The sequence below is a fragment of the Sodalis sp. RH21 genome (genome assembly GCF_047324175.1).
Taxonomy (GTDB): Bacteria; Pseudomonadota; Gammaproteobacteria; order Enterobacterales; family Enterobacteriaceae; genus Acerihabitans.
Genome location: NZ_CP178732.1, coordinates 3,922,789 through 3,946,171, shown reverse-complemented (window position 1 = coordinate 3,946,171; position 23,383 = coordinate 3,922,789). Strand labels below are relative to the sequence as shown.

Below are 23,383 nucleotides of genomic sequence, written 5' to 3'. Positions count from 1 at the left end.
GTTCAGTTAGCCGGGCGCTGTCGCCAAACCGGCTATGTTAGCAAATTTACCGCACATTGAAAAAATAAAACCCCGCTTAACGCGGGGCCTGGGGTACGCGGGAAGGGATAATCAGTTGCTGCGCATTACGCCAAGGATGCTGAGCAGGCTAACGAAAATATTGTACAGAGAAACATACAGTCCCACCGTGGCGCGAATATAGTTGGTTTCACCGCCGTTAATGATATTGCTGGTTTCCCATAAAATAGCGCCCGAAGAGAACAGGATAAACAGCACGCTTATCGCCAGGGAGAGCGCCGGGATATGCAGGAACAGATTGGCTATCACCGCCACCACCAGCACCACGAATCCCGCCATCATCATGCCCGACAGGAACGACATATCCCGGCGGGTGGTCAATACGTAGGCGGAGCACGCGAAGAACACCAGGGCAGTGCCCCCAAGGGCCAGCATAATCATTTCACCGGCACCTGACGCCAGCAGCATGCCCAGCAGGGGGCCGAGGGCATATCCCAGGAAACCGGTGAAGGCGAAGGCCGCCAGGATGCCCGCCGGGCTATTGGCCAGCCGATAGGTCAAAAACATTAAACCGTAGAAGCCCGCCAGCATCAGCAGCAGTCCGGGTGCGGGTAAATGCAGGACGGTACTGGCGGTTGCCGTCAGCGCGGAGAACCCCAACGTCAACGACAGCAGGAAATAAGTATTACGCAACACCTTATGGGTGCTTAATAACGAACGCTCACGGGAGGATGCCGCGACCAAACGATCCATGGGATTGCCTCTTATTGGTGATGTGATCGAGAATATTTCACCGTTAGATTAATGGGTCGGCCGCGCCGGGCAAAACCGTTTTACCCTTCTTTACGCGTGCAGGCGCTCTGGCACCGGCTTACCCTTCTTTACGCGTGCAGGCGCTCTGGCACCGGCAGATGCATGAAAAATGGCCGTTTTCGGCCGGTCAGCGTTGCCTGACCGCCACTAAACCCATGCTATCGATGAAATTTCAAGCGATTAGAACAAAACGCTCTTTACAACAGAAAGGACTCTGTTTATAGTTCGCCTCGTTGCGGAGGAGTGGCCGAGTGGTTGAAGGCACCGGTCTTGAAAACCGGCGACGCGCAAGCGTTCTAGAGTTCGAATCTCTACTCCTCCGCCATCTTCCCTTGACGTTTATCCCCACGCAAAAAGCCTGTTTTTCCTGAATGAATTCCCATCACGGCGCCCTATCTTTTCACCATCATCATTACGCAGCACTGTGCAAATGCCTTAAGGCGACCAGCACCATTCGGCGCGGCGGTGCGTCTTAATGGTGCAAGGCAAGCGGCCGCGCACGGCCGGCAATGAATCCTGCCGGAGATAGTCGACGGGACAAAGAGTAGGGAAGAAGCCATAACTTATTCTTATTTAACCGTAAAATCCTACTTTTATCATTTTAACCGCAGTAAAATTATTTTCTGGTCTGCTTCTTGCATTTATTTTCTTCATTAGCAACGGTGAAGCTGCGACGGAGGCAGAAATGAATTTAAGACGACTCAAATATTTTGTGAAAATCGTCGATATCGGTAGCCTGACACAGGCGGCGGAAGTTCTGCATATTGCGCAACCGGCACTAAGCCAGCAGGTTGCCACTCTGGAAAGTGAATTAGACCAAAAACTGCTTGTCAGGACGAAACGGGGAGTTACCCCCACCGAAGCGGGTAAAATCCTCTATTCCCACGCCCGGGCAATTCTACAGCAGTGTGAAATAGCGCAGAAGGCCGTGGGTAGCGTCGATCAAACCTTGAATGGCCAGGTCTCCATCGGACTGGCGCCGGGGACATCTTCCTGCCCGCTGATTATGCCTTTATTACAGTCCGTGCGGGATCAATACCCTCAGTTAACCGTCTATTTGCACGAAAATAGTTCTACGGTGCTTAACGAAAAGGTGAGCAGCGGCCATTTGGATTTAGCGGTGCATTATGATCCTGCGATTTATGCCGGGATTAATAGCTTATCGCTGCTAAAAGAGGATCTTTATCTGGTGGGAACGCAGGATAACCCCGGAAAAAATATAGAATTAAGCGACGTCGCCAGCCGGCAATTATTCCTGCCCTGCGATTTTTCGGCTATTCGCAAGCGCGTGGACGAAGCGTTTTCCCTGCGGCGCCTGAGCGCCAAGATTATCGGCGAAATCGATTCTATCGCCACCTTGACCGCGGCGGTAGCCAGCGGCATGGGCGCGGCGGTGCTGCCGGAGTCGACCGCCACGGCCGTGGTTCGGTCGGCTAATGCCTGGATGTCGCGTATTATCAGTCCTGGCTTGCCGCTGCCCTTGACCTTGAATATGTCGTCGCGATTACCGTTGTCGCCCTCTGCGACGGTGGTTAAAAATCTGCTGACATCCTTGGCGAGCTCCGCGCGTCCCGCGCAGGAAAAACAGGCGTTGCTTTTGGCCAGCTAGCCTGTTTGATGTTGTGCGACCCGTCCCTAAAAAACGGCTGCCCTTCTCAGGCAGCCGTTTTTTTTATGTTTTAATGAAGGGAAAACCATTGATAATTCTATAACATTCACTTGATATAAATTAAGCTTCTCAATTATTATGCTGTCTAAAATTAGGCTGGGTTATGGCGCTGATAAGCCTGTCAGGCATACGTTTTCACTCCTAGGAGCCACAATGAACAGCTTACTATCTCAATTGTTGATAACACTTGCCCAGAAAGAAGCGGCAGAAAAAGAACTGCACGCCATGGTTGAATCATTGGAAATATTAGTTGCAGCGCTGATTTCATCGCTTGGCCGAGAAAAAACCGATGAAATCGTCGGCACCGTGGAAAAGGCGCTGGATGAAATGCGCGCACGTACGGATATTACCTATCGTTCGGATATAGAGCTCCTCAGCAGTAATATTGACCGCATCACTGCCGTAGCCAAACGGCGGTAAAAAATGCGAAACAGAAGTATATATAGCCGGCGTAAACGGCGGTTATCGTCGCCGACAAGTTAATTAAAGGCTTCTTTCATTTGCCCCATCCGCACAAGAAGGAGGCCTGGCTTTCGCCCAGCCTACGTTTTACTTGCATAGGTACAGGGTAAGGTAATACGCATTAAGATAAGGCGGTTGGTTGGGTTACTTATCATTACCCGATTTTATCATCACCTCGCGCCGCATGGCGGCCGTTATATTTTTCACTACATAAGTGACTGACCAGCGCTAACGACAATCGTCAAGCACGGTGGACCAGAGTTACATATAAAACATGGGACAGAGGGGATGAAAAGGCATTTTCGACTAAGTTAAGCGCTATTTGTAGAGAGATATTATTAATTTTTTTTTACACGAGCATTCTTGGGCTTGTTGAATATACTTTTTAAATAACTGATAATTATTTTGCTTCATAAGTTCGCAATGGTTTTTCATTAGTAGGCCAATGATTATGAAAACACTAGGGTTTATCCTCGAAAATACGCTCGAAGAGATCTGTGCCGGTAGAAAGCTGTTTACCCCCGATGGCGGCACGCAAGAGGCGTTGGACAAGTTTCAACTGATAGCAAAAGCGATCAGTTACGCGGACAGTGAAGGGCTTGTGGAACAATGTCAGTTTGGCATAGGTGATTTTACCGACAGGTTAATTTTTTCGCGGGTGTTGGTGACGGGAGGGGTCACGGAGCTGGGTTTTGAGTTTTTGCGTGGCCGAACCGGCAATCGTCAGCAAAAGGTCGGCTAGCTGTCCACTAACTGTCCAGGCGATAAGCCATGGCGCGAAAACTTACCCACGCGTTTGCCAGGTTCGCCATTATATTACGTCCGGTGCCGCTGCTCCTTGGTTAATGCCGCGCTTTCGCCGCGCATATCGTCGCCAGGCGGGCAGCTCGGCGGAGGTGGTCAGTTGAATGGCCAATCCCTTTAGCGGACATATTGCCATACCGTGGGGGGAACCTTATCGTAAAGCTTCCCCATGGTGAGTTCGGCCAAACGGTGATCCGCCGCGCCGTAAAATTCCACCAATTCGCTATCCGAAAGTCTCTGCGGCATATGTTCCACCACTTTTTCCAGCGTCTCAACCGTGCTGCATCGCCGCAATCTCATTAAAAAATCGACTTTATCCATAGACATGCATTCATCCGTTATAAGTGATGATAATTATAAAAACAGTCGTTATGATTGCCTTGTTATCACCCGGATCAAATTTTTCCGCCACGGCCGGATGGAATAATAAAACAGGTAGTGGCACAATATGCAGGTGGCGATCCATTGATTTGATACAGATTTATCTTCGCGCAGAGGTCACTTAATAAAATAGTTTTCATTCCAGGTAAGTAAAAAACCAGCATAAATGGGGAAGATGCGGGGCAAGCCATTTGCCTGTATTTGTTTACATACCTGTCCGATAGTGAAGATAGCATATCATCATGTCGCGCTGTTTGAACCGCTTTGCCGGTTAAATGTTCATTTTGCGAGGGCTGCTGAAAATTTTAGATAGGTGAATATCAGTGATACAACAGTGTAAAACGCTAAAAAGTATCAAATCTACCTATTCAGCCTAATAACCAATAACAGAGATTGATTATAAGGCTATTTTATTAGCGTTCTATTTTGTAAGACTACCGGCAGCGCGCTGGCGCCCACCGCCGGTGTACGGGTTAGAATGCCGCCTTATTGTTTTGCGACAACGATTAATTTTTGGTTTACAAACTCCTTAATGCCCAGATCCGATAATTCCCGGCCATAACCCGAGCGTTTGACACCCCCGAATGGCAATTCTGCCGCCGTACCGGTGGGAGAATTGATATAAACCATACCGGTTTCAATGCGCGATGCCATGGTTTTAGCGCGTTGTATGTCTTGGGTGAATATGGCTCCGCCCAAGCCATAATGGGAGTCATTGGCAAGCTTAACGGCTTCGTCATCATCCTTGACCACATAGACTTGCGCCACAGGCCCAAAGAATTCTTCAAAATAGGCCGGATTGTCGCGCTGGATTTGCGTGAGGATGGTCGGTTGGTAAAAATTACCGCTGCGTTCTACGGGTTTGCCGCCGCAGACCACCTTGGCGCCGTGCTCTTTCGCCTTATTCACTTGGGCAGTCAGTCCCTCCAGCGCCTCTTTGGATGAGAGCGGTCCTAATTCAGTGGTCTCATCCAGGGGATCGCCAATTTTAACTGCGGTAAAAGCCGCGGCAAGCCGGTCGATAAAGCCGCTGGCAATTTTTTCATGCACGATAAAGCGTTTTGAGGCGGTACAAACTTGCCCGGCATTATCGAGCCGGCCGCTAACGGCATTTTTCACCGTGAAATCCAACGGGCTGTCTTCCAGCACAATAAACACATCATTACCGCCAAGCTCCAGGGTGGATTTTTTAACATTTTTGCCCGCCGCTGCCGCAACGCTGGCCCCGGCTTTTTCAGAACCGGTCAGTGCGACGCCCTGGATACGTTCATCGTCTATCAGGCGTGCTACCTGTCCGGAACTGATAAATAGATTCGTGTATGCCCCAGGGGGCGCGCCGGCTTCATTAACGAGCTGTTCGAACCGCTCGGCGCAATGGGGAACGATACTGGCATGCTTCATTAAAATGGGATTGCCCGCGGCCAGATTAGGCGCCACCACGCGCATTAATTGATAGTAAGGGAAGTTCCATGGTTCAACCGCCATCAGCACGCCGATGGGATGATTTTCCACCCAGGCGTCTCCCAGTTCGGAGGGATAAGGAACGGGGGCCAAAAAACGCTCGGCATTTTCCGCGTAGTAACGGGCGATTTGCGCCGACAGCTTGACCTCGCTGCGGCTTTGCCCTATCAATTTACCCATTTCAGTGCTGGCAATATGCGCTAATTCTTCGGCATGGGCATCAATACTATCCGCTAAACGTTTTAACATCTGTACCCGCGGAGCAATGGCGCCTTTCGACCAGTCGGATTTATAGAGCTGATGAGCGCGTGATAATGCCCGATCGGCAAAGGCGTCATCATGTTGCGAATATTCTTGTATCAGTTCATTAGTTGCTGGATTAATCGATTTATAAGCCATAAAACAGCTCCTTATAATAAAATAAGATGTACGGAAAGTGTATATAGCGCTGGGCAAGAAGGTTTAGAAAGCCAAAAGGTGCCCGAGAAAACTGGAGTATTGCGCTAGCGCGGTATTAGACGTTTTTACGCTCAACGGTTTCTTCGCCCCAAAAAAGTTTATCTTTGGAGGTCTTGGCAAAAGCTATTTCCAGCGCTTCATCGCTGCCGTCTTCCCACAGTTTTTGGGCAAGAGCTTCATCATTATTCGCCACTTCGAAAATGGCTTCGGCAATTTCAATGGATGTCTCGCGGATCTTTGCCCATGATTGGATATCATCTGCCATGGTGTCTCCTTAATCATTCAGGGGGGAACGGTGGTAAGCGGTGTGCGGCTACACCCGCATATCAGGTAGTCACCATCATAAGTATAGAGGAAGATCGGTATTTTGCTCTGGCGCGGCCCGGAGCGCCAGACCCGCGGCGCCGGCGGTGGGCCGGCGACCGCGTTCAAACCACGGTGGACGCTACTCACGCCTTCATTTTAAGGGTAATCCCCGCCACATATTCTCCCTGGTAGCGGGCGATATCCAATTCTTGGTCCGAAGGCTGGCGAGAACCATCGCCACCCGCCAGCGTTGATGCGCCGTAAGGGGTGCCGCCCCTGACTTGCGTGATGTCAAACAGCTGCTTTGCCCCATAGCCGATGGGCACTAATATAAAACCATGATGGGCCAAGGTGGTCCAGGTAGACGTAATGGTATGCTCCTGGCCGCCGCCGGTGCCCGTGGAGGTAAATACGCTGCCAATTTTACCGTAAAGGGCACCGGAAGCCCATAAAGCGCCCGTTTGGTCGAGGAAAGTACGCATTTGCCCGCTCATATTGCCAAAGCGGGTTGGCGTGCCAAAAATGATCGCATCGTAATCGGCCAGCTCATGAGGTTTTGCTTGCTCAACCGCGGGGAAGGATTTTCCGCCCGCCTGGGCAAACAAATCCGCCGGCATAGTCTCAGGCACCCGTTTAAGCGTGACCTCGGCTCCGCTGACTTTACGCGCGCCTTCCGCTACGGCTTCGGCCATGGTGGCGATATGGCCATACATGGAGTAATAAAGGACCAGGATTTTTGCCATATAAGCGCTTCCTTCTAAGTTAAGTGACGAATAATAAGGCCTCATCGCGTGGTGCCTGGCAATGAGAATGATGTCTTTAACCATAATAGGTTACCCGGACTATGCAAATGAATAATGCAAATACGGTAGCCGCTCTGAGATAGGACTATTCTTAAGTGTGGTCGAGGGAAAGAGCTGAATTGCTAATATATATTACTGAGGCGCTTTTTTTTATAATATTTTTTTTGTAGTTTTAGGTATTTGTTTCAAACAGATAACCCGCAGGGTAAATTTTAACGCATTGTATTGGGTTCGTATTTTGTTTCTGAATATTAATATTTCACTTCGCTGCCGTGGGATTGGCTATACTAATAATCACAGCGTCGGAATGTAGTATTTTTTAATACGGGCGCTGTTGAGGAGGTAATGATGCAGCATTATATATTATCTCCAAAAGCATTATGATGTCTTAATCCAAACTCGGAGGTTAACAATGACCGAACATCGTGGCGGTTCAGGTAACTTTGCTGAAGATCGTGAAAGAGCATCAGAAGCAGGTAAAAAAGGTGGTCAGCACAGCGGGGGGAATTTTAAAAATGACCCGCAAAGAGCATCCAGCGCGGGTGCGAAGGGCGGCCGCAGCAGTAGCAGCGGCCGTAAAAGTTCTTCGTAGTACGTTGCTGTTTCCGCTGGAACAAGCGGCATTGTGGCCGGCAGGACGGGTAGTAGACGGCTGGATCGGTCGCCGCAAGGCGTAATGATAATTCACCCTGATATTAAAGAGTGAAATCAGGTAGTGCAATTAGCAGTAGTAGTGCAATTAGCAGTAATAGCAGTATGACAAGCAGTTCGTCAGTAGTTAAAGCAGTACCAGCAGATGTACAGCAGTATAATAGTTGATAGATATAGATGTTGTAGGGTACGTAGTGAGTCGCAAGATTATCGTGACTCATATACTGTTGTGATTCAATGGTAATATAAGCAACATAAGTGCCAATAAGCTTAAGCCTGCAATCCGCATACTTAAGCGCGGGTGAACTCAGTCAATCATTGCGCCTACCACCAAGCCGCCGGTATCCCCGGCGGCTTTTTCATAGCTGAACGCGCGCGCCGGCCACCCTGTTTAGCGGCGGCGCTGAATCGAACCGTTTTCGCTACAGCCCGCGATCTACCGCGGCCCTTACCTGGGCGAGATCCCTAACATAACGCACCTTAATAACGCACCGGCCTTACGCGGGCAGATAGCTCACCGAATGCTCGGGGCTTTCGCTTTGGGCATCGATTACTACGCTCCATAATCCGCTATAAGGTACGCCGAGATAGGCCGAGGCGCGATCGCTAACGCCAAGGATATCCCCAAAGCCCAGCGTCGAATGATTGGTGGACGGTTGGTTTTCGCAAAGCAGGTGGATATTGCATTTTTCAGAACAGTGGACCACTACGGTGTCACCACCAAATAATTTTAGCCGGGTGCGAATGATGGACATGGAACGAACTCCCCAATCTCAATGATAAATTTTCTTTGCCTGACAGTATTTGCGTGAAGGCCATCACTGACAGGTCAAAAGAACCGCTGTTGTTATAAAATCATTGAGTGGCTTTAAAATTTATGACTTTAATCAAATTTTATTGAGTTTAACAAAAATAGTTGAATGTCCGACCGAAGCTACCGCGTTTTTGGCGGCAAATAGGATCTTTAATCTCTTGAATTAACAGTAATCACGATTAATCGCTATGCCGCTTAAGATAATCAGCCAGTAAATCATTAAACACTTCGCTATTGCTGACGCTCATTGCATGACCGCCGTAGGTCATCTCTATCAGTTCCGCGCACGGCAGGGCCGCCGCCAAAAGCCGGGAACAAGGCCAGGGCACCAGCATATCGTCGCGGCTACTTATCACCAAAACCGGCGTTATCAATGCAGCAAGCCGGTGGGTAAAATCTGCCGCCATCAGCGCGGACAGCCGGCGCTGTAAATTAGCGCTGCCCTGAAAATGCCGGACTTGTTGTTCATGCTCCTGTCGCAATTGCCCATCACGCGCCGATAACCAGTCCGCCGGATACAGGAAAAAAGGCTGGGCGCGGATATAGGCTGCTCCGCCACCGTTGCGCAGGAGTTCCATGCGCAGCTCGAAGCACCTGCGGGTATGGGCATCCAGCTTCAGCCATCCGTTCACGACGATTAAACGTTCGAGACGAGCGGGGTAGGCCAACGCCAGCTCCAGGCCAATCATTCCTCCCAGCGCGTGGCCAATAAAAAAACAGCGCCCGATCGCTAATTTATCCAACAGTTTGACGACATCTTCAGCCATATCGCGCAGTGAGTACCCTTCGGGTAATACCGTCTGACTCATGCCGGTACCCGCCTGATCGTAGATGATGACCTGGAATGATGCGGCCAGCATCGCTAACTGCGGCCGCCAAAAAGCCCCATGGCCACCCAAACCTGCCGACAGGAGAATAACTGGCGCTTTGGGGTCTTGCCTGCCGATTATTTCATAGTGCATCTGCATCCGTTACCGCTCCTGGCGTATTTACGCGCCAATACCCAGATGCGCGATCGAGGCAATCTCAATTTTTGCATCCGGTTTTACCAATCCGCATTGAATGCAAAATCGCGCCGGTTTATCGCCGGGGAAATAGCTAGCGTAGACTTCATTGATGGCGGCGTAGTCTGCCCAGTCGGTTATGAAAATTGAATTAAAGGTAACGTCCGACATCGTGCCGCCGGCGGTTTCAATCACGCTTTTGATGGTTTCCAGCACATGGCGTGCCTGGGCGGCGGCATCACCGACGTATACGACATTATTATTTTTATCTAACGGCAGCGTTCCGGAAACATAGACTACGCCGTCGGCCAGGGTTCCCGGAACGTAGGGCGCTAAAGGCATACCGGTGCCGGCCGGGATGATGACGGTTTTTGGCATAAATGATGACCTCGATTAGGCGATTAACTTCTGCGGGACGGCGTTTCAGGCGCGCCGTTCGGCAGGCTCGGCGACAAAATCCACCGCCTGGCAAAACGTCTCCACATTGGAAACCCAGCCGAAAAACGTTTCGATATTATAAAGCGCCGCCTGCTGCGCAAAAGCCGGGCCGGCCTGGTGGGTAGCATCTTCGAGCACCACTCCGAAATACTCAAGAAAGAAACCGTCGCGCAGCGTCGATTCCACGCAGACATTAGTCGCGATACCGGTAAAAATTAAATGTCGAATACCGCGCGAGCGCAGAATGCTGTCGAGCGGGGTATTAAAAAAGCCGCTATAACGGGGTTTGGGCAAGATGATATCTTCCGCGCGAGGTTGTAATGCATCCACTAAATCATAATCCCAACCCCCTTTCGCCAGCAATTTGCCCATTAACTCCGGGCGGGCGCGCATGGTTTTTAACGCATTGGATTTATGCCAATTTGGCGAGCCGGGGCCGCCGGCTTCCACATATTGCTCATCCCAGCCGTTCTGGAAATAGATGACCTGGATGCCGGCCGCATGGGCGGCGGCGACCGCCCTCTGGATATTGGTAATGACCGGGGCGGTTGCCGAGACATCAAACCCCGCCAAATCCAAATATCCTCCCGGCGTGGCGTACGCATTTTGCATATCCACCACAATTAATGCCGAGCTATCAGCGGTAAACGAAATCGCTTCGGGACGGGCGGCCAATGTTAATGGGGTTTTGCCAGCTTTATATTCATTGCGCGAAAAATCATTTGAAAAATTCATGCGACCTCCTGTGAACCGTGCGCTTGCGGATGAATGATGTCGGCGCGACACGCCATTAACGGCTGGATAAAACGGCCAAAATTTTCAATCCCCGACAGGAAGTCATCAAACGTCAGCAATACGCCCTCAGTACCGGAAACGCCGGCTACCTCATCAAGCATGCGCGCCACATTGGCAAACGAGCCAACCAGCGTACCCATATTGATATTCACCGCCGATGTGGGGTCCGCCATTTGCCTAACGTTGGTATCCGGTCCGGAACGCGTGTCCTTCGCGCTTTGTTCGGTAAGCCAGGCCAATGCCTCCCGATCCGCGCCCGCTTTATAATGTTCCCATTTGGCTCGCGCCTGCTCGTCGGTTTCATCCGCAATTACCATAAACAGTACATAAGAGGAGACATTACGGCCTGCGCTTGCGGCGGCTTGTTTCATTCGTTGCACGGTGGGCGCAAAAGCGGCCGGCGTATTGACGCCTTTGCCAAAACAAAAGTTGTAATCGGCATATTTCGCCGAGAAAGCCATACCGGCGTCGCTCTGCCCGGCGCAGATCACCGTCATAGGCGTCTGTGGCTGCGGACTTACGCGGCAATCATTCATCTGGAAAAATTCCCCTTTGAAATCGGAACGGCCCGTACCCCATAAATCCCGCAGCACCTGCACATATTCCGCGAGGTAATCATAACGACGGCCAAAATAGTCATCGCCGGGCCATAATCCCATCTGCTCGTATTCCGGTTTCTGCCAGCCCGTCACCACGTTGATGCCAAAACGCCCATCTGAAATAGAATCTATGGTGACCGCCATGCGCGCTACGATAGCGGGCGGCAGGGTCAAGGTTGCCGCAGTGGCATAAATTTTTATTTTGGACGTTACTGCCGCCAGTCCGGCCATCAGGGTGAATGATTCCAGGTTATGATCCCAAAATTCCGTTTTACCGCCAAAACCGCGCAGTTTAATCATCGAGAGCGCAAAATCGAAACCATAAAATTCAGCTTTAAGCACTATGGCCTTGTTTAAGTCAAATGTTGGCTTGTATTGGGGAGCATGGCTTGATATCAGCCATCCGTTGTTACCGATGGGAATAAAAACGCCTATCTTCATCTCACACCTCAGCATTATCGGACTGGGTTATCGTGACTGTACGCCAATAACATCAGCACTGCGCATCCATCAGCGCTTAAGAAAGCTACGGCAAAAGCTATTGCTAAATCTAATGCAAAGGTGATGCCAGCTTATTTTTATCCATTATTATCAAATAATTATAAAGTTAGGTATGTTGAGGATTGCCGAATTGATTAAAAAGCCAGCTTCCTGTAAAAGGAATGTGCACGGTAAGCAGGCAAGATATCGGCCCCAATGAACCAAAGATGCCCGTAAAATCCACCCTCTTGCGAGCTGCGCCGGGGGAGGCGCTATGATGCCGCCGTTCAATATTATGCAGGTCTTATCAGCGGCAATAAGCCGTTATCGGCGGCGTTAGCGTTTTAAGTAATTTCATGAGCGATGGCTAAAGCGATGGCTAAAAAGAAGTAATGCTGACAGGATAAAATAGCGCTTTAGAAGCCGCGGGTGTCCGCGCCGGGTGTCTGTATGCCATTTTAGTACACCGACATCGGCATTGATGAACCGCCGTTGATTAACGATATTATCACTGATAATAAAAACCTATTTAGCATCAATTCTCATCCTCAGCCGTCAAATCAAATATAAAAGCATATCACACCGAAATATAGGTTCTGTTTAAGGTTGGAAAATTAATGGTGCTTTGATTATGCTGCGGTTGAAGAAAAATCAGGTAAATATAGAAATCTATTATTTACATGAAAAAAGTGAGTCCTGGAAATATTAATGAATATATTACAGTTTATTTTATTTAAAAAAAGTGGTTCGTTAAGCCTGGATGGAAAACTTCATATTATCCCGGAAAATCATATCGTTGTGGCAGATGAAAATGCGATTCTGATTAAAAAAAATCAGGATGACTTCGTTTTTATAACATGTTACCCCATTAATCTATTACCTTTACATCAGGATCTTATTTCACAGGCAGCCGCTCTGTCTTGTGCGGAACCTTTTAAAAAAGATATATATAAATCACTACCAATAGACAACTGCGTTATTGAGAGCACCGAAAAATTAATGACGATGGAAAAAAGCTTACCTATTTGCTTCTTATACCTTTACTGCCTGGGTGTCGATAAAAATTATTTTGCCAGTCTTTTATGCCAATTCATTGGCGTGAATATCAACAATACGCTTTTGGAATTTTTTGAACAAAATTATATAAACCAATGGGCAGTTTCCCGGTATGCACAGGAACTAGGCATTTCTACGCATAAATTGAATGTGATTTTTTTTCAAAAATATGGCATGCCCGTTAAGCAATGGTTGATGGAAAAACGCCTGAAAAGGGGGGGAGAGCTACTGCTGACCACCCCTATGCGGGTCGCTGATATTGCCCTGGCGTGTGGTTTTTGCAACCATGCGCATTTTACCGCCTTATTCCGCCGGCGTTTTCAGATCTGCCCCTCGCTATTTCGCGCTGCGGCTAAAAGAACCTAAGCCTTTGATAGCCCGGCAAACTGCCTATTATGTAATCATCCTTGTTAATGAGCCGTTAAGGGTGGTTATAATTCGAACAAATAGAAAACCCCCAGCCCGGCAGGTAATATTTTTTGTTATAAAACCGCATGAAGGGTTTGACAGGAAGGGCTGACTAGAGAATAATGCACGGCGTTGGGTCGTTAGCTCAGTTGGTAGAGCAGTTGACTCTTAATCAATTGGTCGCAGGTTCGAACCCTGCACGACCCACCAACAACCCCCTCAACGCCGTATTTCTTATTGCCTTTTCCTGTTATGCAAACCTCTAATAATGTCCGATGGCGACAGCATTTTTTCGTCAAAAAATAATGGTTGCTGTTTGCTCAGCTTGATTTTTAAATCATCCATGCTGCCGCGTGTAATGTATTCAATATTTCCTTTCAAACATAATTATTTATTATAAATGTAATGCCCGTTGCTGATTATTTGGCCTATGTGGCAGGGCATTTTCTATTTTTCCTGGCGTCATGATTGAGCGAATAAACGTCTCCATTGTGATAAACGTATGGCCGCAATGTATATTAGTACACTGGCTATATCTTTCCTTGGTCTCGATTGATAGCTGACGGCTTGAGCGGGTATGGGCCGACAGGCCGCAAAGGGGACATTTCATCATAATGGGATCTCTTACCGGGTTGAGCTGATTAAAATAAAACAATTATTCACATGAATCGTCGCGGCTCTATCCCACACACGGCGGTTTTAATTTTATCGGCGACTACCCCGGCGCGGCTAACAAGGATATTAGCCTGTTCCAGTAGACCGCCGAGTAACGCCGTCAGGCTTTCATCCATGCGCATCAGGTTTAGCGTAAATTCAGTACGTCGTGTCGCGCCGTCGGCAAAAAAACAGAGTGCGGGTTTCGTTATAGCCGGTGACCACATATATGCCGTATATCCTGCGGCGCCCTCGATCAGCGGCCAAGCTTTGCCCTTGGCCGCCATAGTTTCCGGGGCCAGGAGCGCTAGCCGACCACCGGTCAGCCCGGGCAACAGCACGCCGGAAAGGGTGGCGTGGTCATTGCCCGGGCCGAGAAACTGCGCCGCCGGCGGCTATTGGTCGGCCAGCGGTATTCTACCGACCGGTTCAGGTTTTGATCAGGGACGGTGCCCAGAGTGAACACAAACAGCCCCAGGGCCCAGGCGCTGATATACCCAAACGCATACAGCTGCGGGCAAATGGAGGCAAGGGCGGTGGCGACTTCCAGATTATCCGATTTGAGTGATGATGCAGGATTATCTTTCCCATGGCATGCCACCAAGGTTTGCGCAATGATGGCGCAATACAAATGAGTCAGGATATAAATTTCAAATGCCAAATTAAACGACATTTTCAAAGAATATACATTTTTCCCGAACTGGATTTTCAAGCAATGTTTTAAATATCAGTCGCTTATCCATTTTTCCAAAAACTTATTTTCATTAGTGAATGCGGTGCTGCTATTGAAGTCGAAAAGTATTTTATTTCTGTTATTTTCAGAAAGAAAAATACTTATTGCATCTAGTACGCATAGGAAAGTGATCAATAGAAACATACAAGAAATGAATAGCATCCCTGTTATCATAGGCATGTATTCTAAAATTTTTCCGTTAATGAATAAACTGTGAATAAAGGCGGCCTCTTGTGCCAATTTGATAAGTAAATACACGGAGGCACTGTAAAATAGAGAGGCTAATATAATATTAATTATTATTTTTTTAATTTTTTTTTTTGTCGTTGAGAATGGCGTGGTGTATGTTCCATGAAGAGTATTGTTGATGATTTTTAAATGAAAAACATTGATTCTTTTATTAACCGCAACATAACGCCGTATCGCTTGACGAGGCATCGGGTGTAGTAGTAGCGCTTTAATGTCATCGAAGGTAATGTGAATGCATTTATATCTTTTAAAAAATAGATTTTCAACTAAATAAATGGAAGGGTTTTGAACCTTAAATTCCTTAATCAATTCAATATCAATCTGATCTTTGTCTTTAACGGTGCTATGCCTATAAATCAAGAAAGCAATGATTTGCCCAATTAAGGTTAATATGGCCGTCCATATTCTCATATCCATGCTTTGATCCCCTCGTATTCTTGTTATCAGCTATCAAAATATTTCATAAAATTATATGGCGAGTCAACCCATTGAAGGCTTTAAATCTTTTTCCAGCCTTAGACCGGCGATATCAAAATATTCCTGACTCATTTCTATCCCGATAAACTGATAACCTTGGCGCAACGCTGCCACTCCGGTTGAAGCGCCGCCATAAGCGGGTCGAGTATAATACCGCCCGGACTTACCGGTTTAACCAACTGCTCCATCAGTTCTATCGGCTTTCCTGTCATATGCGGTTTTTTCGGGGGGCTACCCGCTTTTGCATCAGTCACGGCCAGGGGCCTCATGCCGGCATTTGGGCAGGGTCCCGACGTTGCCCCACACCACATATTCATATTGATGGCGAAAATAGCCGGTATGCGGCGCACGGCTGGAGGCAGTTTTATCCCATGGCACCACGCCGCGCCAGATAACCCCCCGGCCGGTAAAACGTCCGTGAGGGTAGGGAGTCGTCGCCAGTCACTAAAGACCATGGCATAACCTCCCGGTTTGACCAGCCTGCGGGAGGTCGGCGCCACCTTGTGTTTCGCCACCTCTGTCAGGATAGTTCCCCGTTTCGAGAATCTGTATGGGGGTGATGGAGCCTGATATGAAATGTTATTCACTGGAACGTAAAACCGCCGCATCGGCAAAATTACTACCGCCTTACAATATGAGGGTCTCCTCCTTGACCCAACCGGAAGCGATTTCTGACGCAACCCTGCGTAATTAGCGTAATCAGGCCAGAGTGGAGGGGAAACCGGTGCCCGGAGCCAATAAAATCACCGGCCTTTGGTCGAGCTAAAAGACCTTAAAATACGTCCCGTTATAGCCGTCAGCCGGCTTCGTCGATCTGGAAGAAGCCCGGCACCGGGTGGAGCGCTTTAGTCGATGGTATAACAGCACCGGCATAGCGCCATCGGTTTTGCGTCGCCGGAACAACGCAACAAGGAGTGTTGGCATACAGCCAAAACCAGGGATGAGCGCATGATGTATGGCGGGCGCGAAAATGGAATAAAATATGATGGATACTCATTTCGGTGCTATATTGTTAGTAGATACCACAACAACTGCTCTTTGAATAAGCAAAATGAATTAATTCAAAATTTAGTCACAATACGATGTGCTATTATGCAAGTTGATTAGTTAATAATTAAGAGGCAATATTTGATGTTAATATTATAATTGGAATGATAGTGCATTAAAAAACGGTAGGTCAATAGCAATATGACTACAAAAAATACTTAAATTTTGTGCTGCTCGACATTTAAACGAAATCATTAAAAATGACTGGTGATATATTTATTGCCATACCGTCTAATGGCGGGTTTCATTTTTGATTATTTATATTAATGCGATGACTCTTTAAAACCATTCTGGGATATTTATTTCATGACTCCTCATTTTTCTTCGCATGATGTCGTTGATGATCATGTCAGCATCGTTATGGCCAGCCTTACTCCCCTGGCGACTGTTTACCTGATGCGGGCCAATCGAGGCTGTGTCAGAGCCGGGATCAAGCGGGATGACATGCTGGTGGTGGACGGGTCGGTATCGCCGGTTGACGGCAATATTATAGTCGTCCAGGCGGCTGAGGGGCTTACCCTGCAAAGATTGAGCCTGTTTCCCCACCACCAATTCCATCGGTTGGAAGCTATTTATCAGGTATTACCACAGGCTGATGCTGGGAACGGCGCGGAAAAAGGCATCAATTGCCTTGGCGTGGTGATGTATGCCTTTAATGCTTCCGGGGCCACAGTCTAAAGTGAGCGCTGTTTTTATTTGAATTCTCACTTGGTTATTTGGACATTGTTATTCCTTAACCATAGAGAACCAGCCTTCGCCGCTCGGTGCAGGGCGACGCGATAATGCTGGGTCTGGCTGGCACTGAATATAGATGTAAATCAATTTTTACCGTTACTAAACATCAATTGCAGGATTCTTCACAGTCTGTTTTTGTTGATAACCTTTAGCGCAATAAATGGTGAAACATGCAACAATAGCGACGGACGCCGCGGGCTAAATAATGTCAAAATGCAAGCAAAGCGCAAATGGCTGTCCCGGAATGCTCACTGCTATCCAACTGGCTACCAATCGGGCCTGATGTCCTCTTTTCAGGCCAATTTTGTTGCTTTCCCGCGCCAATATGCCGGATAAAAAACCGCACGGCAAAAAAATGCAGCCATAAGAATTTATTATAGTTATGGCAATACAGCTATCTAATGCTTATGCCATGTAATTTACTTCATTCCCGGAAAAGATGTCTTGCATCCCGACGAACGGAATCTTATACTCGATTTGTTACCACACCATTTTGATATAAAAATTCTTTTTTAAATATAAATTTATTATAAAGAATTTCTTATATATTATATATAAAAGTATGGTTGTGCCATGGCTATAAATAGGGTACAAGATCTCTTCTCTGACAAATAAGTTATCATATGGCTAATCATAACAGTCGTATTATTAATGATAAATCACTTGCTGCCGAAGGTATTACCTCTAAAGTCGATCGTTGGCGCTCAGGCGTTAACGCGGCTTTGCTTGAATCTACTTTTTCACATTCCCAAGCGGAACAACTTCGGTGGACCGTCGAGGCCCATCATTTTGATGTTTTTATCTGCGGCCGCCTGCAATCCACCGCACAGAGCATGATCAATTTTCCGCATAAATATGAAAACTTAAACGATCATTTTATCCTGATGGTAGTGGTCGAGGGGGGCATTGAGGGCAAAGCGGGGCATTTAGACATAACGCTCTCTCCCGGCGACATCATCATTCTCGATGTCCTGCAACCAATAAAGATGAAGTTCATTGAAAGCCGGCAAGTCCGCTATATTGATGTGCTCTACATGGCCATTCCCCGCGCATTGTTGTCAGAGGTGGATAACAGTTGCCAATTGCATGGCAAAATCATCTACCAAAAGGATTTCCTGAGCCGGATGATCGCATCCAACATGGCTTCTTTAATGAGTCACAGCGCCAATTTTAGCGATAGTGACGTTAACAAAGTGGCGCGGCCCATCATTGATTTTGTTATTTCGGCGATACGATCTTCCCACGCGCCGATACAACCCATCATGATGGATACCAAACTGCATATTATTACGCGGATATGTGATTTTATTCAGGAAAACCTGCGGGTGCCGGCCTTGGGCGCTGATTTGATTTGCCAGAAATTCGGCCTGTCGCGCTCATCGCTTTACCGCCTGTTTGAACCTTTTGGCGGAATCATTGCCCATATTCGTAAAAAACGCGTCATCGCTGCGACCAGAATGCTGCTTAAACCGCTTTACCAGCAATGGAAAGTCGCTGAAATCGCTTATTATTGGCAATTCGAACCGGCCACGTTTAACCGGCTGTTTGTATCCGCTTATGGCATCACCCCTAATCAGGCCCGTAAAGAACACCATGAGCTATGGGCCCTGGAAAATATGAATGAGTCGCAAGTCGTATGGCTGAGATCATTATGATTTTGCGTTAGAGAAGAGGGTTCATTCTCTATTTTAACGCGATGTAAAATTTCGATGACATATTCATTACATATCGCGTCCCAGCGAGAGATGTCGGCGATCTGACAATAATTCAAAGATGCTAAGGCTTATAATAACAAGCCAGTGCAATGGACATCAGCAAAGGGGGGTTCAAGCGCATAAAAGGGAGCCATGGGTATGGCTCCCTTTTATTTTTTAACCATGTTTCAATATGTTAGAATACAGGCGCGTTTGTCGTTATGGTTTGGCTGCTGAACCGCATGAGCAGGTTATCAAACTACTACAGGTGCAAGCACCGACATCCTGCGGGCTTCCTTGCGGTACGGGGGCTGATGAACGCTGCGGTTCAACACAACCGCTAAGCAGCGATCCTGCGAGTGCAATAAACACTAAAAAAAACACTTTACTCATATAATGGACTCCTGCCGTTTTTTTTATTATAGCGTGTTTTTAAATGCATTAAGTATGATTTTAACTGTAAAAACAATATGAAAAAGCGATTACTGGTGAGATGAATCGCCGGTTTTAACCATACCAGCGCCGCCAAAACAAGACCAATAGCCAGGCTGCAACAGACCAGCAAATTACCGAACTCAGTAAAGCATAAGATAGGCGTAGTGGGCCAATAAAAAAATAAAGCGACACCAGATATACCAGGTACGGAATGGCCGCCCATATGCCAAATAGGATGGTCGTACGAAGCGCTTCCACGCCTCGTTCACTGCCGACGATATAATGTGCGATCAGGGCAAAAGTTGGGAAGAGCGGGAGCAGGCCGACAAGATAATAGTTACGCGTTTTCGACAGCAAACCGATCAAAAGCACAACGGCGGCACCCAATAACGCTTTCAGTAGCAGGTTCATCAAATGGTTAACGAGTCGGGAAATAAGAGAGGGGAGTGTACCATGGTTAAAGCGGGTGTTCATTTATCCTTTGGCCATACCGTGGCGTGATGCCGGGCACGGCATCACGCCACGGTATGCGCCCGCGATTTTATTGCTTATAGGCAAATTTGATCTGCTTGATGGTGTTGCTGAAAACGTCGGCCTGCGAGGTATCATCCAGTTCCGTGATGTATTTTTCCATCTTGATTATGACCTTGCCGGCATCGGCCTGGCCCATGGCTTTTAAAATCAGCGTCACCATGGCCTTCATGCAGTTGAGTTCCTGTGCCAGAACTTCTGCGCTATTGTCGGTGGAAAATTCAACCTTACCCATTGGGTCTCCTCGTTGTTCAATGTTGTTTTAGCCGACCGGCCGTTGCGATATGGCCGCGGCGGCTTGTTTTCGTGATGGATTATAACAGATTTTGTTTCGGATATTTAACGAAACCAAGCCTGCTTTAAGCGAAGCGGTAAAAGCATCGATGTGTGACCTTGCAGTATAATTCGATAATTCGCGACGCGACGCGTTAGGGCGGCAATGAAAACATGAATGGGAATATACATTTGCATGCTTAAGGCGTAAAATTGGAAGTAATAAGTAATTAATATTTGTTGTTGAATATTTTTTTATAAAAAATGATTAATGATAATGCGATTTATAATTCAATTAGTAGATTAACTATTTGTTTTTTAAGTCTTTTGCTCGGCGGTGAGTCGGCTGCTTTTTAAACGGAATCCAGCTTGGTTCATGGGCGCCGCTCCCGACTTTGCGGTCAGCGCAAACGAAGAGCAACGAGTCAAACGAATGTGACGAAATTCTCTTGCGATAGGTTAGGCTATCTGTCTAAAATGAGTATCTCAGCCAGAGCCGCTGAATTTGTATAGTATCAGTGGGCATCTATATTTTTTATTTACTTAAAAAAGCCGTAATATTAAGTCATAAATATTTGATTCACATTACATCACTCCCTCTTTTTGGAGATTTTCTCTTTGATAAGCGTTTTTCTTGTTGATGACCACGAATTGGTGCGTGCAGGGATACGGCGCATTCTAGAAGATATCAAAGGTTTTAAAGTCGTTGGAGAGGCGCAGTGTGGCGAAGATGCGGTAAAATGGTGCCGTAGCAATTGTGTCAACGTGGTGCTGATGGATATGAATATGCCGGGCATTGGCGGTCTTGAGGCTACCCGCAAAATCATACGGTTTTCCCCTGACATCAAAGTTATCATGCTAACCATTTACACTGAGAATCCATTACCTGCTAAAGTAATGCAGGCCGGGGCCTCGGGGTACCTGAGCAAAGCGGCTGCGCCGCAAGAGGTGATCTGCGCTATCCGCTCTGTCAACGCGGGCAAACGCTACATCGCCTCAGATATCGCGCAGCAAATGGCCTTGAGCCAGCTTGAGCCCCAAAACGAGACACCCTTTGAATGTTTGTCTCAGCGCGAACTGCAAATTATGCTGATGATTACCAAAGGGCAAAAGGTGAATGAAATTTCTGAACAACTCAATCTGAGTCCCAAAACGGTCAACAGTTACCGTTACCGGATGTTTAGTAAACTTAACATCAGCGGCGACGTTGAGTTAACTCACTTAGCCATTCGTCATGGGTTGTTCAATGCGGAGACTTTATTAAGCAGTGACTGATCGTTTCAATCCAACGGAATTCCTGAAAACCGTAACCAGCCAGCCCGGCGTGTATCGCATGTACGACGCATCGGAAACGGTTATCTACGTCGGCAAAGCAAAAGACCTGAAAAAGCGTCTGGCGAGTTACTTTCGCCTACAGGTTTCCAGTCGTAAAACCGAAGCGCTGGTAAAAAACATCGCTCAGATCGATGTAACCATCACCCATACCGAGACCGAGGCGCTGCTGCTGGAACACAACTATATCAAGTTGTTCCAGCCGCGTTACAATGTCCTGCTAAGGGATGATAAATCCTATCCGCTCATTTTCCTCAGCAGCGATACGCATCCCCGTCTTGGCATGCATCGCGGCGCCAAACATGCTAAAGGCGAATATTTCGGTCCCTTTCCTAATGGGTATGCGGTCCGGGAAACCCTGGCGTTGCTGCAAAAACTGTTTCCGATTCGCCAATGCGAAGATAGCGTTTATCGCAATCGCTCCCGTCCTTGCCTGCAATATCAAATAGGGCGCTGCCTGGGGCCCTGCGTCAAGGGGCTGGTCAGTGACGAAGCCTACCAGCACCAGGTTGATTACGTCCGTTTGTTTTTATCTGGTAAAGATCAGCAGGTGCTTAACCAACTGGTCGAGCGCATGGAATTAGCCAGCCGGGCGCTGAACTTTGAAGATGCGGCGCGCGCGCGCGATCAGATACAGGCGGTGCGGCGGGTCACCGAAAAACAATTCGTGTCGGGCGATCATGAAGATCTTGATGTTATCGGCGTAGCGTACGATGCCGGCATGGCCTGTGTGCATGTGTTGTTCATCAGGCAGGGCAAAGTATTGGGCAGCCGCAGTTATTTTCCTAAAGTGCCGCTGGGAACGGAGCTGGCGGAAGTGGTGCAGACGTTTGTCGGCCAGTTCTATTTGCAAGGCAGCCAGATGCGGACGTTGCCGGGGGAAATATTGCTCGATTTTTCCTTGCCGGAAAAAGAGTTGTTATCGGAATCCCTAAGCGAACTGGCGGGCCGGAAGGTGCAGATACAGGCGCATCCACGCGGCGACCGCGCGCGCTACCTGAAATTGGCCAGAACCAACGCCGCGACGGCATTAATCACCAAATTATCGCAGCAATCCACGATTCGCCAGCGCCTCGCCGCGCTCGCCGAATTGCTGGGCCTGCCGGCGATTAATCGCATGGAGTGTTTTGATATCAGCCATACCATGGGCGAGCAAACCATAGCTTCTTGCGTGGTGTTTGACGCCAACGGGCCGGTACGGGCCGAGTATCGCCGATTTAATATCGCTGGTATTACGCCGGGTGATGATTATGCGGCCATGACCCAGGTGCTGCAGCGTCGTTATGGTAAAGCGCTGGAGGAGGCCAAGATTCCCGACGTGGTGATCATTGACGGCGGAAAAGGCCAGTTGGGAATGGCAATTGACGTTTTTTCGCAGTTGGATGTGGAGTGGGACAAGTCGCGGGTCATATTGCTGGGCGTGGCCAAAGGCACCGATCGCAAGGCCGGTTTGGAAACGCTGTTTTTCAAAGCACATGGGGAGGGGATATCCTTGCCGCCGGATTCTCCCGCACTGCACGTAATCCAGCATATTCGCGACGATTCCCATAATCATGCCATCACGGGGCATCGAAATAAGCGTGCAAAGGTAAAAAATACCAGCGCATTGGAATTAATTGAAGGGGTAGGCCCTAAACGTCGTCAAACCCTGTTAAAATACATGGGCGGTTTGCAGCCTTTACGGAACGCAAGTCTTGAGGAGATTGCACAGGTGCCGGGTATTTCAAAAGCATTGGCAGAAAAGATCTTTAATGCGTTGAAACACTAACGGCAATGTAGCAACATACTCGTTATTTCCACTC

Annotated in this window: 25 protein-coding genes and 2 tRNA genes; 11 read left to right on the top strand and 16 right to left on the bottom strand. The window is 48.1% G+C overall.

Annotated elements, in window-relative coordinates; translation table 11 throughout:
- Positions 1 to 111 precede the first annotated feature (111 nt).
- A complete protein-coding gene (gene yccA, locus ACL2XP_RS18230) occupies positions 112 to 771 on the bottom strand; it encodes an FtsH protease modulator YccA (protein WP_413734421.1) in 660 nt (219 codons plus the stop codon).
- A 297-nt stretch (positions 772 to 1,068) separates the two neighbouring features.
- Here yccA and ACL2XP_RS18225 point away from each other — a divergent pair.
- The 4 genes from ACL2XP_RS18225 (at position 1,069) to ACL2XP_RS18210 (ending at position 3,704) form a co-directional block, all read left to right on the top strand.
- Positions 1,069 to 1,156 (top strand) — tRNA-Ser (locus ACL2XP_RS18225).
- 360 nt (positions 1,157 to 1,516) lie between these two features.
- Positions 1,517 to 2,440: a nitrogen assimilation transcriptional regulator NAC gene (gene nac / locus ACL2XP_RS18220; RefSeq protein ID WP_413734420.1), complete on the top strand. Its 924-nt coding sequence runs from the start codon at positions 1,517 to 1,519 to the stop codon at positions 2,438 to 2,440.
- A gap of 213 nt (positions 2,441 to 2,653) precedes the next feature.
- Positions 2,654 to 2,920, top strand: a complete 267-nt coding sequence (locus tag ACL2XP_RS18215; RefSeq protein WP_413734419.1) for a sigma-S stabilization anti-adapter protein IraP — start codon at positions 2,654 to 2,656, stop codon at positions 2,918 to 2,920.
- 493 nt (positions 2,921 to 3,413) lie between these two features.
- Positions 3,414 to 3,704, top strand: a complete 291-nt coding sequence (locus tag ACL2XP_RS18210) for a hypothetical protein (protein ID WP_413734418.1) — start codon at positions 3,414 to 3,416, stop codon at positions 3,702 to 3,704.
- Positions 3,705 to 3,883: 179 nt separating this feature from the next.
- On the opposite strand, the gene ACL2XP_RS18205 is transcribed toward ACL2XP_RS18210, so the two are convergent.
- From ACL2XP_RS18205 to wrbA, 4 genes are all read right to left on the bottom strand, one after another.
- Positions 3,884 to 4,087, bottom strand: coding sequence for an Hha/YmoA family nucleoid-associated regulatory protein (locus tag ACL2XP_RS18205; protein ID WP_413739216.1), 204 nt, complete (start codon positions 4,085 to 4,087; stop codon positions 3,884 to 3,886).
- A gap of 546 nt (positions 4,088 to 4,633) precedes the next feature.
- Positions 4,634 to 6,007, bottom strand: a complete 1,374-nt coding sequence (locus tag ACL2XP_RS18200; protein WP_413734416.1) for an NAD-dependent succinate-semialdehyde dehydrogenase — start codon at positions 6,005 to 6,007, stop codon at positions 4,634 to 4,636.
- 115 nt (positions 6,008 to 6,122) lie between these two features.
- A complete protein-coding gene (locus tag ACL2XP_RS18195) occupies positions 6,123 to 6,332 on the bottom strand; it encodes a YccJ family protein (protein ID WP_413734415.1) in 210 nt (69 codons plus the stop codon).
- 184 nt (positions 6,333 to 6,516) lie between these two features.
- Positions 6,517 to 7,116, bottom strand: coding sequence for an NAD(P)H:quinone oxidoreductase (gene wrbA, locus ACL2XP_RS18190; RefSeq protein WP_413734414.1), 600 nt, complete (start codon positions 7,114 to 7,116; stop codon positions 6,517 to 6,519).
- Between the two features lie 472 nt (positions 7,117 to 7,588).
- Here wrbA and ACL2XP_RS18185 point away from each other — a divergent pair, with 472 nt between their 5' ends.
- Positions 7,589 to 7,768: a general stress protein gene (locus ACL2XP_RS18185; protein WP_413734413.1), complete on the top strand. Its 180-nt coding sequence runs from the start codon at positions 7,589 to 7,591 to the stop codon at positions 7,766 to 7,768.
- A gap of 556 nt (positions 7,769 to 8,324) precedes the next feature.
- Here ACL2XP_RS18185 and ACL2XP_RS18180 read toward each other — a convergent pair.
- The 5 genes from ACL2XP_RS18180 to rutA form a co-directional block, all read right to left on the bottom strand.
- The gene (locus ACL2XP_RS18180; RefSeq protein WP_413734411.1) at positions 8,325 to 8,582 is read right to left on the bottom strand and encodes a DUF1883 domain-containing protein; all 258 of its coding nucleotides are present in this window, start codon (positions 8,580 to 8,582) and stop codon (positions 8,325 to 8,327) included.
- A 238-nt stretch (positions 8,583 to 8,820) separates the two neighbouring features.
- A complete protein-coding gene (gene rutD / locus ACL2XP_RS18175; RefSeq protein WP_413739214.1) occupies positions 8,821 to 9,603 on the bottom strand; it encodes a pyrimidine utilization protein D in 783 nt (260 codons plus the stop codon).
- Positions 9,604 to 9,630: 27 nt separating this feature from the next.
- The gene (rutC, locus tag ACL2XP_RS18170) at positions 9,631 to 10,023 is read right to left on the bottom strand and encodes a pyrimidine utilization protein C (RefSeq protein ID WP_413734410.1); all 393 of its coding nucleotides are present in this window, start codon (positions 10,021 to 10,023) and stop codon (positions 9,631 to 9,633) included.
- A 45-nt stretch (positions 10,024 to 10,068) separates the two neighbouring features.
- The gene (gene rutB / locus ACL2XP_RS18165) at positions 10,069 to 10,818 is read right to left on the bottom strand and encodes a pyrimidine utilization protein B (RefSeq protein ID WP_413734408.1); all 750 of its coding nucleotides are present in this window, start codon (positions 10,816 to 10,818) and stop codon (positions 10,069 to 10,071) included.
- Positions 10,815 to 11,918: a pyrimidine utilization protein A gene (gene rutA, locus ACL2XP_RS18160; RefSeq protein ID WP_413734406.1), complete on the bottom strand. Its 1,104-nt coding sequence runs from the start codon at positions 11,916 to 11,918 to the stop codon at positions 10,815 to 10,817. Before rutA ends, rutB begins: the two co-directional genes overlap by 4 nt.
- A 747-nt stretch (positions 11,919 to 12,665) precedes the next feature.
- Between rutA and ACL2XP_RS18155 the strand changes: the two genes are divergently transcribed.
- Both ACL2XP_RS18155 and ACL2XP_RS18150 read left to right on the top strand, forming a co-directional pair.
- Positions 12,666 to 13,379, top strand: a complete 714-nt coding sequence (locus tag ACL2XP_RS18155) for a helix-turn-helix domain-containing protein (RefSeq protein ID WP_413734404.1) — start codon at positions 12,666 to 12,668, stop codon at positions 13,377 to 13,379.
- 176 nt (positions 13,380 to 13,555) lie between these two features.
- Positions 13,556 to 13,631 (top strand) — tRNA-Lys (locus ACL2XP_RS18150).
- Positions 13,632 to 13,815: 184 nt separating this feature from the next.
- Here the strand turns inward: ACL2XP_RS18150 and ACL2XP_RS18145 are convergent.
- Genes ACL2XP_RS18145 through ACL2XP_RS18130 form a run of 4 tightly spaced genes read right to left on the bottom strand, consistent with a single transcriptional unit; the run spans position 13,816 to position 15,474 of the window.
- Positions 13,816 to 14,034 carry an ogr/Delta-like zinc finger family protein gene (locus tag ACL2XP_RS18145; RefSeq protein ID WP_413734402.1) on the bottom strand — a complete coding sequence of 73 codons (219 nt, stop codon included), beginning with the start codon at positions 14,032 to 14,034 and terminating at the stop codon, positions 13,816 to 13,818.
- Between the two features lie 46 nt (positions 14,035 to 14,080).
- Positions 14,081 to 14,416: a phage tail protein gene (locus ACL2XP_RS18140; RefSeq protein WP_413734400.1), complete on the bottom strand. Its 336-nt coding sequence runs from the start codon at positions 14,414 to 14,416 to the stop codon at positions 14,081 to 14,083.
- Positions 14,398 to 14,748, bottom strand: coding sequence for a hypothetical protein (locus ACL2XP_RS18135; protein ID WP_413734398.1), 351 nt, complete (start codon positions 14,746 to 14,748; stop codon positions 14,398 to 14,400). The genes ACL2XP_RS18140 and ACL2XP_RS18135 overlap by 19 nt, the downstream gene beginning before the upstream one ends.
- A gap of 54 nt (positions 14,749 to 14,802) precedes the next feature.
- A complete protein-coding gene (locus ACL2XP_RS18130) occupies positions 14,803 to 15,474 on the bottom strand; it encodes a hypothetical protein (RefSeq protein WP_413734397.1) in 672 nt (223 codons plus the stop codon).
- Positions 15,475 to 16,887: 1,413 nt separating this feature from the next.
- Between ACL2XP_RS18130 and ACL2XP_RS18125 the strand changes: the two genes are divergently transcribed.
- Positions 16,888 to 17,259, top strand: coding sequence for a hypothetical protein (locus ACL2XP_RS18125; protein WP_413734395.1), 372 nt, complete (start codon positions 16,888 to 16,890; stop codon positions 17,257 to 17,259).
- Positions 17,260 to 17,939: 680 nt separating this feature from the next.
- Positions 17,940 to 18,971: a helix-turn-helix domain-containing protein gene (locus tag ACL2XP_RS18120; protein WP_413734393.1), complete on the top strand. Its 1,032-nt coding sequence runs from the start codon at positions 17,940 to 17,942 to the stop codon at positions 18,969 to 18,971.
- A gap of 546 nt (positions 18,972 to 19,517) precedes the next feature.
- On the opposite strand, the gene ACL2XP_RS18115 is transcribed toward ACL2XP_RS18120, so the two are convergent.
- Both ACL2XP_RS18115 and ACL2XP_RS18110 read right to left on the bottom strand, forming a co-directional pair.
- The gene (locus ACL2XP_RS18115; protein WP_413739212.1) at positions 19,518 to 19,856 is read right to left on the bottom strand and encodes a GlpM family protein; all 339 of its coding nucleotides are present in this window, start codon (positions 19,854 to 19,856) and stop codon (positions 19,518 to 19,520) included.
- A gap of 130 nt (positions 19,857 to 19,986) precedes the next feature.
- Positions 19,987 to 20,211, bottom strand: a complete 225-nt coding sequence (locus tag ACL2XP_RS18110; RefSeq protein WP_413734391.1) for a DUF2594 family protein — start codon at positions 20,209 to 20,211, stop codon at positions 19,987 to 19,989.
- A 656-nt stretch (positions 20,212 to 20,867) separates the two neighbouring features.
- Here ACL2XP_RS18110 and uvrY point away from each other — a divergent pair.
- The gene (gene uvrY, locus ACL2XP_RS18105; protein WP_413734389.1) at positions 20,868 to 21,524 is read left to right on the top strand and encodes a UvrY/SirA/GacA family response regulator transcription factor; all 657 of its coding nucleotides are present in this window, start codon (positions 20,868 to 20,870) and stop codon (positions 21,522 to 21,524) included.
- A complete protein-coding gene (uvrC, locus tag ACL2XP_RS18100) occupies positions 21,517 to 23,349 on the top strand; it encodes an excinuclease ABC subunit UvrC (protein WP_413734387.1) in 1,833 nt (610 codons plus the stop codon). Before uvrY ends, uvrC begins: the two co-directional genes overlap by 8 nt.
- The last annotated feature ends 34 nt before the right edge of the window (positions 23,350 to 23,383 follow it).